The organism is Streptomyces sp. NPDC001634, from assembly GCF_040298185.1.
In the GTDB taxonomy this organism is placed as follows: Bacteria; Actinomycetota; Actinomycetes; order Streptomycetales; family Streptomycetaceae; genus Streptomyces.
Genome location: NZ_JBEOZU010000092.1, coordinates 26,736 through 36,582, shown reverse-complemented (window position 1 = coordinate 36,582; position 9,847 = coordinate 26,736). Strand labels below are relative to the sequence as shown.

General features: G+C 73.0%; 7 protein-coding genes. 3 read left to right on the top strand and 4 right to left on the bottom strand.

The window, feature by feature from the left end; translation table 11 throughout:
- Positions 1 to 1,652 (bottom strand): ATP-binding protein (locus tag ABT186_RS39395; protein WP_351929185.1); only part of this gene is annotated, 1,652 nt, incomplete at its 3' end.
- A 229-nt stretch (positions 1,653 to 1,881) separates the two neighbouring features.
- Here ABT186_RS39395 and ABT186_RS39390 point away from each other — a divergent pair.
- Genes ABT186_RS39390 through ABT186_RS39380 form a run of 3 tightly spaced genes read left to right on the top strand, consistent with a single transcriptional unit; the run spans position 1,882 to position 6,249 of the window.
- Entirely contained in the window at positions 1,882 to 4,764 is a 2,883-nt protein-coding gene (locus ABT186_RS39390; protein ID WP_351222559.1) for an FAD-binding and (Fe-S)-binding domain-containing protein, read from the top strand.
- Between the two features lie 21 nt (positions 4,765 to 4,785).
- Complete coding sequence (locus tag ABT186_RS39385) at positions 4,786 to 5,070, top strand: hypothetical protein (protein ID WP_502973476.1); 285 nt, start codon at positions 4,786 to 4,788, stop codon at positions 5,068 to 5,070.
- 54 nt (positions 5,071 to 5,124) lie between these two features.
- Positions 5,125 to 6,249, top strand: a complete 1,125-nt coding sequence (locus ABT186_RS39380; protein ID WP_351929183.1) for a lipid II:glycine glycyltransferase FemX — start codon at positions 5,125 to 5,127, stop codon at positions 6,247 to 6,249.
- A gap of 27 nt (positions 6,250 to 6,276) precedes the next feature.
- Here the strand turns inward: ABT186_RS39380 and ABT186_RS39375 are convergent, their stop codons facing one another.
- From ABT186_RS39375 to ABT186_RS39365, 3 genes are all read right to left on the bottom strand, one after another.
- Positions 6,277 to 7,227, bottom strand: coding sequence for an EamA family transporter (locus ABT186_RS39375; RefSeq protein ID WP_351222563.1), 951 nt, complete (start codon positions 7,225 to 7,227; stop codon positions 6,277 to 6,279).
- A gap of 123 nt (positions 7,228 to 7,350) precedes the next feature.
- On the bottom strand, positions 7,351 to 9,513 hold the full coding sequence (locus tag ABT186_RS39370) for an ABC transporter ATP-binding protein (protein ID WP_351929181.1): 2,163 nt from the start codon (positions 9,511 to 9,513) through the stop codon (positions 7,351 to 7,353).
- A 139-nt stretch (positions 9,514 to 9,652) separates the two neighbouring features.
- Positions 9,653 to 9,787 (bottom strand): hypothetical protein, encoded by a 135-nt coding sequence (locus ABT186_RS39365; protein WP_351222567.1) that lies wholly within the window; start codon positions 9,785 to 9,787, stop codon positions 9,653 to 9,655.
- Positions 9,788 to 9,847: the final 60 nt, after the last annotated feature.

The following is a 9,847-nucleotide window of genomic DNA, read 5'->3' as shown; positions in this document are numbered from 1 at the left end:
GGCTCGCGCTCGGAGCGGGCGACGGCGAGGGCGCGGCCGCGTTCGGCCGCGGCGAGCGCGTGGCCGCGGCGGCGCCGGGGCAGACCGCCGGTGTCGCCCGCCGCGGACGTCTCGTGCGCCGGGGTCCCGCGCGTGGAGGACTCGCGCGTGGGGGGCTTGTGCGTGGGGGACGCGTGCGTGGGGGATTCGTGCATGGGGGACTCGTGTGTGGGGACCGGGTCGGGGTCGAGGTCCCCGGGGGCGCGGGCGGCGGCGTACGACGGCCGGTGGTCGGGCGCGGCCGGCGTGGGGGTGGCCGGCGTGGGGGTGGCCGGAGCAGGGGCGACCGGAGCAGGGGCGACCGGAGCAGGGGCGACCGGCGCGGGGGTGGCCGGCGCCGGGGCGGTCTCGGCGGCCGGGGTCCGGTCGGGCTCCGCGGGCGGCGGCAGCGTCGGCTGGGACAGGATGTCCTGCGGGATCAGCACCAGGACACCCGTGCCGCCGCGCGCCGACGGCCGGAAGGACACCTTCAGGCCGTGCTTGCGGGCGAGCCGGCCGACGACCGCGAGGCCGAGCCGGGTGCCGGTGAGTCCGCCCAGCTCGGCGACGTCGCCGGAGACGGCGCGCTCGGCGCGGCGCAGCTGCACATCGCTCATGACCAGGCCCGCGTCCTCCACGGAGACGATGACCCCGGAGGGCACCTCCTCGACGTAGACATGGACCTCGGCGGTCGGCGGTGAGAAGTTCGCCGCGTTGTCGAGGAGTTCGGCGAGGGCGTGCATCACGCCCTCGGCGGCGTGTCCGGCGACCGCGGCCTCGCTGGAGGAGTGGACGCGGACGCGCTGGTAGCCGCTGATGCGGCCCATTGCGCCGCGCAGGATCGACTCCATGACGATGGGGCGTGCCCAGCGGCGGCCGGAGCGGGCGCCCGCGAGGACGGCGACGGAGTCGGCGAGCCGGCCCGCCTGCGCGGTGCGGTGGTCGAGGTGGAGGAGGTCGGTGAGGACGTCCTCGTCCGTGTGCCTGTCCTCCATCGCGCGCAGATCGGCCAGCATGCCGGTGGCCAGGGCCTGCATACGGCCCGCGACATTGGCGGTGACGGAGATGGCCGCGTCCCGCGCGTTCGCCGCCCCGCGCAGACGCCGGGCGAGGCGGGTGTTCTCCTCGGTGAGCCGGCCGAGTTCGGCGGTGAGCCGGTCGCGCTCACGGGCGAACTCGTCGGCCAGCACGGCCCGTTTCTGGGCGAACTCGTCGCCGAGACGAGCCCGCTCTTGAGCGAACTCCTCGGCGAGCCGGGCCCGTTCCCGCTCGAACTCCTCGCTCAGCCGGACGCGTTCCTCGATGAAACCGTCCGTCAGCCGACCCCGCTCCTGGCTGAACTCCTCGGCGAGCCGGGCGCGTTCCTGGAGCAGTCGGCTCGCGTCCTGGGACACGGCGTCCAGGTGACGGCGGGCCAGCCGTGCCGACCGGATGCCGTGGACAGCGAGGGCGACGGCCACGCACAACAGCAGGGCCGCGGCGCCGCCGCCCCAGGCCAGGGGGACCCGGAATGTGCTCGGTGCCGCCATCACCGCGGCGACGACGGCGAGGCCCGCCACCAGGGCGGTGACGAGTGCGACGGGTACGGCGGCGCGGAGGGTGGATCGTTGGCCTGACGGTATGGGGGCGGTCATGAATGATGTCCTCGGTCGGCCTCGGTCATGTCCAGGGCGTGTGGGCGCGCAGGGCCGGAGGGAGAGCAGCGACCCTCGTGTTCAGATGTTCAATTGGGCGTCACTATAGGAGAGTCTGTGATCGGAATGGGCGGATTCCGGTTCTGATCTCATCATCCGCCCCTCACACAAGACGGTTTCGGTGCGCCTCGGGGCGGTGACTGTCGGTGGTCGGAGGCATCCTGGAAACATGACGGATCTTGGGGAGCCACGGCACGGGGCACGGGGCGTGGACGCCGGTGCGCTGCGTGCCGGGCTGCGCGAGGCCGTCCGCGGCGAGGTCGACTTCGGGACGACGGCACGGGCGCTGCACACCATGGACGCGTCCAACTACCGGCGGGTGCCGCTCGGCGTGGTGGCACCCCGGGACGCGGACGACGTGGCGGCCGCGCTGAGCGTGTGCCGTGCGCACGGCGTGCCGGTCGTCGCCCGCGGCGGCGGTACGTCGATCGCCGGGCAGGCGACGGGCACGGGCGTGGTGCTCGACTTCACCCGGCACATGAACCGGATCCTGTCCCTGGACCCCGTCACGCGCACTGCGGTGGTGCAGCCGGGCCTGGTCCTGGACCGCCTCCAGGAGGCCGCCGCCCCGCACGGCCTGCGTTTCGGCCCGGACCCCTCCACACACGCCCGCTGCACCCTGGGCGGAATGATCGGCAACAACTCGTGCGGCTCCCACTCGGTGGCCTGGGGCACCACGGCGGACAGCGTGCGCGAGCTGTCGGTCCTCACCGCGCGGGGCGACGCCCTGACCCCGGGCCGGGGCTGGCGGGGCGCTCCCGAGGGCCTGCGTCCCCTGGTGGAGGGCGAGTTGGCACTCCTGCGCACCGGCTTCCCGTCCCTCCCGCGCCGCATCTCCGGGTACGCGCTGGACGCGCTGCTCCCGGAGAAGGGCGCGGACGTGGCCCGCTCCTTCTGCGGCTCCGAGGGCACGCTGGGCGTCCTGACGGAGGCGGTCGTGGACCTCGTCGAGGCCCCCCGCGCGCGTGCGCTCGCCGTGCTGGCGTACGCGGACGAGAGCGCGGCGGCCGAGGCGGCGGCCGGACTGCTGCCACAGGGCCCGTTGACCGTCGAGGGCATGGCCGCCGATCTCGTACCGCCGTCGGCTGGGCTGCCGCGCGGCGGCGCCTGGCTGTTCGTGGAGGCGGGCGGCGCGAGCGAGGCGGAGGCACGCGCGCGTGCGGAGGCGATCGTCCGGGCGGCGGACGTGACGGACGCGGTGGTGGTCACCGACCCGGCCGGTCAGCGCGCACTGTGGCGGCTGCGCGAGGACGCGAGCGGTACGGCGACCCGGATGCTGGACGGTTGCGAGGCCTGGCCCGGCTGGGAGGACTGTGCGGTGCCGCCGGTCCGACTCGGCGACTACCTGCGGGACTTCAGACGCCTGCTGGCCGACCACGGTCTGCGCGGCACGCCGTACGGCCACTTCGGGGACGGCTGCATCCATGTCCGCATCGACTTCGACCTGATGACCGAGGCGGGCATCGCCCGCTTCCGCCGCTTCTCCGAGGACATCGCGGAACTGGTCGTCTCCCACGGCGGTTCGCTCTCCGGGGAGCACGGCGACGGCCAGGCGCGCGCGGAACTGCTCCCGAAGATGTACGGACCGGAACTGGTGGCCCTCTTCGAGCGCGCCAAGGACATCTGGGACCCGGACGACCTGCTCAACCCGGGGATGCTGGTCCGCCCGGCGCGGCTGGACGAGAACCTGAGGTTCGCACCGCTGCCGAGGGAGCCGGTGGACGTGGCCTTCGGCTACCCGGCGGACGGCGGCGACTTCTCGGCGGCGGTCCGCCGATGCGTGGGTGTCGCCAAGTGCCGTACGACGACGGTGTCCGGTGCGGGCGTGATGTGCCCCTCGTTCCGGGCGACCGGTGAGGAGGAGCACTCCACGCGCGGCCGGGCCCGGCTGTTGCACGAGATGCTGGCGGGCGAGGTGATCACCGACGGCTGGCGGTCGACGGAGGTGCGGGACGCGCTGGATCTGTGTCTGTCTTGCAAGGGCTGCCGCACGGACTGCCCGGTCGGCGTCGACATGGCCACGTACAAGGCGGAGTTCCTGCACCACCACTACGCGGGGCGGCGCCGGCCGGCCGCCCACTACACGATGGGGTGGCTGCCGGTGTGGCTGCGGACGGTGGCCCGCACGCGCACGGCACCGGTGGTCAACGCCCTTGCGTCCGTGGGCCCGTTGGCGGTGCTCGCCAAGCGGCTGGGCGGGATCGCACCCGAGCGGGAGATTCCGCGGCTGGCGGGGGAGACGTTCACCCGGTGGTGGAGGCGGGAGTCCGGCGGGCGGTCCCGTGGCGGCCCCCGGGTGGTCCTGTGGCCGGACACCTTCACCGAGCACCTGTCGCCCTCCGTGGGAAAGGCGGCCGTACGGGTGCTGGAGGCGGCGGGGCTGAGGGTGGTCCTGCCGCCGACGGCACGGATGGGCGCGGGGCAACTGCCCCTCATGGGGCACCGGGGCCGGGTCTGCTGCGGTCTGACGTACGTCTCGACGGGTCAGCTGGACCGCGCCCGCACGGTGATGCGCCGCACGCTGGACCTGATGGAACCGGTGCTGGCAGCCGGTTGCCCGGTGGTCGTCCTCGAACCCAGCTGCGCGGCCGCCCTCCGCACGGACCTGCCGGAGCTGCTGCACGACGACCCGCGCGCGGCACGCTTTTCGGCGGCGGTCGTGACGTTCGCGGAGGCCCTGGAGCGCCTGGCCCCGAACTGGACTCCCCCCGCGGTGGACCGACCGGCGGTCGGCCAGACCCACTGCCACCAGCACGCGGTCCTCGGCGACGCGGCCGACCGCCGGCTGCGCACGGCGGCGGGCCTGACCGGCGAACTGACCGGAGGCTGCTGCGGACTGGCGGGCAACTTCGGCTTCGAGAAGGGCCACTACGAGGTCTCGACGGCATGCGCGGAGGACCAGCTGCTCCCGGCGGTGCGGTCGGCCCCCGAGGACGCGGTCGTGCTGGCCGACGGGTTCTCCTGCCGCACCCAGCTGGCTCAGCTCGCGGGCCGCAGGGCGCGGCATCTGGCGGAGGTACTGGCGGAACGGCTGGAGGAAACGAAGCAGTGACGAGCGACGTATTACTGAACCGTGTGGCGGTCCTCTCCGACGTACGTCCGTCTGGCGCATGGCCGCCAGGTGGTCAACCCGGGCAGCGTGGGCATGCCGTACGGCCGCCCCGGCGCCCACTGGTGCCTGCTGGGCCCGGGTGTGGACCTGCGCCGAACGCTCTTCGGCATACCGTCCGCCATCACCCGTCCGACCCAGGAGTCGGCGTACGAGGACATGGCCGAGTGGGCGGACTGCTTCCTGAACTCCCGCGTGGGCGACACGGAGGCATGGGAGGTGTTCGGGAGGATGGAGGGGCGGGGCTGAGCGGGCCCTCGACCTGACCGGCGTCAACGTCCCACCCACCCAGGAGCCATCCGCATGACCCTCCTCGTCCGCCCAGTCTCCCGGGAAGAACACCTAGCGTTCATCGCGTCGCGCCCGTCCGTCAGCCATATGCAGGTGCCCTCGTGGGGCGATGTGAAGCCGGACTGGCGGGCGGAGAGCCTGGGCTGGTTCGAGGAGGGCGGGCAGCGCCCCGTCGGCGCGGGCCTGGTCCTGTTCCGCCCGCTGCCGGGGCTCAAGCGGTATCTGGCGTATCTGCCCGAGGGCCCGGTGATCGACTGGTACGCCCGGGACCTCGACCGGTGGCTCGAACCGCTGCTCGCACACCTCAGGAGCCGCGACGCCTTCTCGGTGAGGATGGGCCCGCCCGTGGTCGTACGGCGCTGGAGCGCGGACGCCGTCAAGGCGGCGATCGCGGACCCGGGCGCGCGGCGGCTGCGGGACGTCCCGGCGACCGAGCACGAACCGGGCGCGTCCGACGTGGCGGACCGGCTGCGCCGCATGGGCTGGCAGCAGACGGAACCGGGCGGCGAGGACGGCTTCGCGGCCGGCCAGCCGCGGTACGTCTTCCAGGTACCGCTCGCGGGACGGACGCTGGACGACGTCCACCGCGGCCTCAACCAGCAGTGGCGCCGCAATGTGAAGAAGGCCGAGAAGGCGGGCGTGAAGGTGGTCCGGGGCGGCCATGACGACCTGCCGGCCTTCCACGCCCTCTACACGGAGACGGCCGAACGGGACCGCTTCATCCCGCGCCCGCTGCCGTACTTCCAGCGGATGTGGACCGCGCTGACGGCGGAGGACCCGGACCGTATGCGGCTCTATCTCGCCCACCACGAGGGCGAGGTTCTGGCGGCCGCGACGATGCTGACGGTCGGCACGCACGTCTGGTACTCGTACGGCGCCTCCACCAGCCGCAGACGCGAGGTCCAGCCGAACAACGCGATCCAGTGGCGCATGCTGACCGACGCCCACGACGGGGGCGCCGCCGTCTACGACCTGCGCGGCATCACCGACACCCTGGAGGAGACCGACCACCTCCTGGGCCTGCTCCGCTTCAAGGCCGGCACGGGCGGGAACGCGGTCGAGTACCTGGGCGAGTGGGACTTCCCGCTCAACCGCCTGCTGCACAAGGCACTGGGTCTGTACATGTCCCGCCGCTGACACCGGTCACCGCCAGGCGTCTTCGCGCTACGCCTCCGCCGTCTTCGTCCTGCCGCGGCCCACCTGCGTCCGTACCGCTCCCATGCTCGCCGCGATGACCAGGGTGATCGCCACCGCCTGGGTCGAGGTCAGGGACTGGCCGAGGATCAGGAAGCCCGCGGTCGCGGCGAGAGCCGGTTCCAGGCTCATCAGGATCGCGAAGGTGGAGGCGGGCAGGCGGCGCAGGGCAAGGAGTTCGAGGGTGTACGGGAGGACCGAGGAGAGCATCGCCACGGCCGCGCCCAGTCCGACCGTCGACGGTACGAGCAGCTTCGTGCCGGACTCGGCGATCCCCAGCGGCACGAACAGCACCGCCCCGACGGCCATCGCGAGCGCGAGCCCGTCGGCCTGCGGGAAGCGTCGTCCCGTACGGGCGCTGAAGACGATGTACGCCGCCCACATCGCGCCCGCGGAGAGCGCGAAGCCGACGCCCAGCGGGTTCAGGTCGCCGAAGTCGCCGCCGCCCAGGAGGAAGACGCCGGCCAGGGCCAGTCCCGCCCAGATCAGGTTCACCGCGCGGCGGGAGGCGAGCACGGACAGGGCCAGCGGGCCGAGGACCTCCAGGGTGACGGCGGGGCCCAGCGGAATGCGGTCCACGGCCTGGTAGAAGAGGCCGTTCATCGCGGCCAGGGTGATCCCGAAGACCACCACCGTGCCCCAGTCGGCGCGCGCGTACCCGCGCAGCCGGGGACGGCAGACCAGGAGCAGTACGACGGCCGCCACGACGAGCCGCAGGGTCACGACGCCGAGTGCGCCGGCCCGCGGCATCAGGCTCACCGCGAGCGCGCCGCCGAACTGCACGGAGACGCCGCCCGCGAGCACCAGCCCCACGGGTCCGAGGGAACCCAGGCGGTGCCCCCCGCCGGGCGCGGTGGGTGCAGAGCTCGGCGCGGTCATGACCGGGGCCGGAGTGGAGGGGGTGGCGCTGGGCGTGTTCACGGGGCCTTCCAGGTGGCTCAAGTCAGGGTTCGTTCAGCGTGATGCACCTCGCGGTCCAGGGTAGTGGACTTGGTCAGGTGTGTCATCCCTTTATGCGCCTGTACCTGTCGGCGGATGGGAGGATCAGGCGCCGTGCCAGGGCGTCTCGTCACGGAACAGGGGGCGGCCGTCGAGGAGTTGGTCGGGGACGGCACCGGGTGTGTCACGGGTGGGCCCGAACGGGGGCTGCGAGGGATGGCCGGTCGCGTACGGGCCGGGGAGCCGGCCGCGCTGGTACTCCGCGGGACCGTAGCCGGGGGGCACGTCCGCGTACCCCGTGGGGACACCGGCGGGGGGCTGGTCTCCCACGGGCACTCCGCCCGCGTACTCCACCGGGGCTGCCGCGGGCATCGCGCCCGAGGCCCCCGCAGGTTCCGCGCCCGTCCGGACGAACAGCGGCAGTCGCAGCTCGCCCGTGTCCATGTTGACGTTGTTCTGCGAGCGGTGCAGACGGGAGTACGCCCCGCCTCGCGCCAGCAGTTCGTCGTGGCGGCCCGTCTCGACGATGCGGCCCTGGTCGACGACGAGGATGCGGTCGGCGTCGGGCGCCAGGTTCAGATCGTGCGTGATCATGATCGTCGTACGCCCGGTCGTCAGCCGCCGCAGCGGTTTGACGACCCGTCGCGCGGCCATCGCGTCCAGACCGGTCGTCGGCTCGTCCAGGACGAGGACCGGCGAGTCGCGCAGGATGGCGCGCGCGATCGCGAGCCGCTGCAGCTGGCCGCCGGACAGCCGGGCCGAGTTGGGGTCGACCTTGGTGTCGTAGCCCTCGGGCAGTCTCATGATGAACTCGTGCGCGTCGGCCGCCTGCGCCGCCTCGACGATCGCCTGGTCGCTCGCGCCGGGCCGCCCGCAGGCGATGTTCGCCCGGACGGTGTCGTGCAGGACGAGGGTCTCCTGGGGCAGCAGCGTGATGTACTCGCGCAGCCGGGCCAGCGGGAAGTCGCCGATCGGGGTGCCGTCGAGGAGGACCGCGCCGGAGTCGGGGTCGTAGAAGCGCAGCAGCATCTTGGAGACCGTGGACTTGCCCGCGCCGCTGGGCCCGGTGATGATCACCAGCTCGCCGGGCCGGACGGCGAAGGACAGGCCCTCCAGGGCCGCCCTGTCCGAGCCCGGATAGCGGAAGCAGACGTTCCGCACCTCCACGGCACCGTCGGGCCGGCCCACCGGCGCCGGAGCGGAGCGCCCCGGATCACTCACCGCCGGCCGGACGTCCAGGATCTCGATCAGCCGTTCGGCACCGGCCGTCGCCGCCGTGACCGTGAGCCCGAGCTGCGCGAGGCCCCGCACGGGCGGGTACAGATACCCGAGGAAGGCCGCGAACGCGAGCAGCTGGCCCAGCGTCATCCGCCCGCCGGAGATCTCCCACGTGCCGAGACCGATCACCGCGAGGACGCACACCGTCTCGATGACCTGAACGAGCTGTTCGTACAGCTCGTTCAGCCGGGCGGACCGCACGGACGCGCGGAACCAGGCGTTCGCCTCCTGCCCCAGCCGCCGCCGCTCCGCGTCCCGGCGGTCGTACGCCTGCGTGAGCACGATGTTGCCGAGCGACTCCTCCACCACGGAGGTGATCGCACCGTCGGCGACCCGGCCCTCGCGCGAGACGGACTTGATGCTGCCGGAGAAGCGCCGGGCGGCGAGCCAGAACAGCGGCGCGAGCACGAAGGTCGCCGCCGCCAGGTCCCAGCGCAGCCAGAACGCGGCGGCAGCGTAGAAGACCGCGCTGAAGGCCGCGGAGGCGGCCCCGACGAGACCGGACACGACCATCGTCTCGATCGCCTCGACGTCGCTGGTCAGCCGGGACAGCAGATCGCCCTGCCGGTGCCGTTGGAAGAAGTGCGGCGGCAACTGCTGTACGTGGTCGAAGACATGCTCGCGCAGCCGCATCACAAAGCGCTCGGTGATCCAGGTGGCCAGGGAGTTGCCCGCGTACCCGATGGCCGCGCCGAGCACGGCGACGCCGAGCCACTCGACCGCCGGCACCCAGAACGCGGTCAGCGAGCCCTTCTGCAGCGCGTGGTCGGTGAGTTCGCTGAACAGCAGGATGGCGGCCGTCTCGGCGAGCGCGGCGAGCACCGTGCACACCCAGACGGCCGCCAGCCAGCCCCGCAGCCCCTTGGTCATCGGCCAGAAGCGCCGGAAGGCGGTGCGGGCGGGGATGGAGGGGGTGGCGTCGTCCTCGTACCCGTCGCCGTCCTCGTACCCGTCGTCAGCCGCGTACTCGTACTGGTCCCTACCGGTCATGTCCCACAGGCTCTGTCACGGTGATTGGTTATCCCTTTGAACAACCTCGGTGCAGGCTGTGAAGTGCGGCCGGAATTCGGTCCGGGAAATGCCGAAGAGGACCGACGGTGCACCGTCGGTCCTCTTTCTCAGTGCCGGATCAGTTGTCCTGGCCGGGCAGCGGCTTGGGTAGCGGCTTCGGCTCGTGCCGCTTCCTCGGCTTCGGCGGCGGCGGGGGCGGGAGCTGCTTCGCCTTGGGCTTCGGGGGCAGCGGGGCAAGCTTCTTGAAGCTCATTCCGACTCCTTGAGAGTTTTACTTTGCAATGGTGCGAGAATTCTCCGCGGACTTGGCTGG

Excerpts from the sequence above, each read along its gene's own strand:
- ABT186_RS39390 (WP_351222559.1), top strand. The coding sequence starts at position 1,882 with ATGACGGATCTTGGGGAGCCACGGCACGGGGCACGGGGCGTGGACGCC.
- ABT186_RS39380 (WP_351929183.1), top strand. The coding sequence starts at position 5,125 with ATGACCCTCCTCGTCCGCCCAGTCTCCCGGGAAGAACACCTAGCGTTC.
- ABT186_RS39370 (WP_351929181.1), bottom strand. The coding sequence starts at position 9,513 with ATGACCGGTAGGGACCAGTACGAGTACGCGGCTGACGACGGGTACGAG.
- ABT186_RS39365 (WP_351222567.1), bottom strand. The coding sequence starts at position 9,787 with ATGAGCTTCAAGAAGCTTGCCCCGCTGCCCCCGAAGCCCAAGGCGAAG.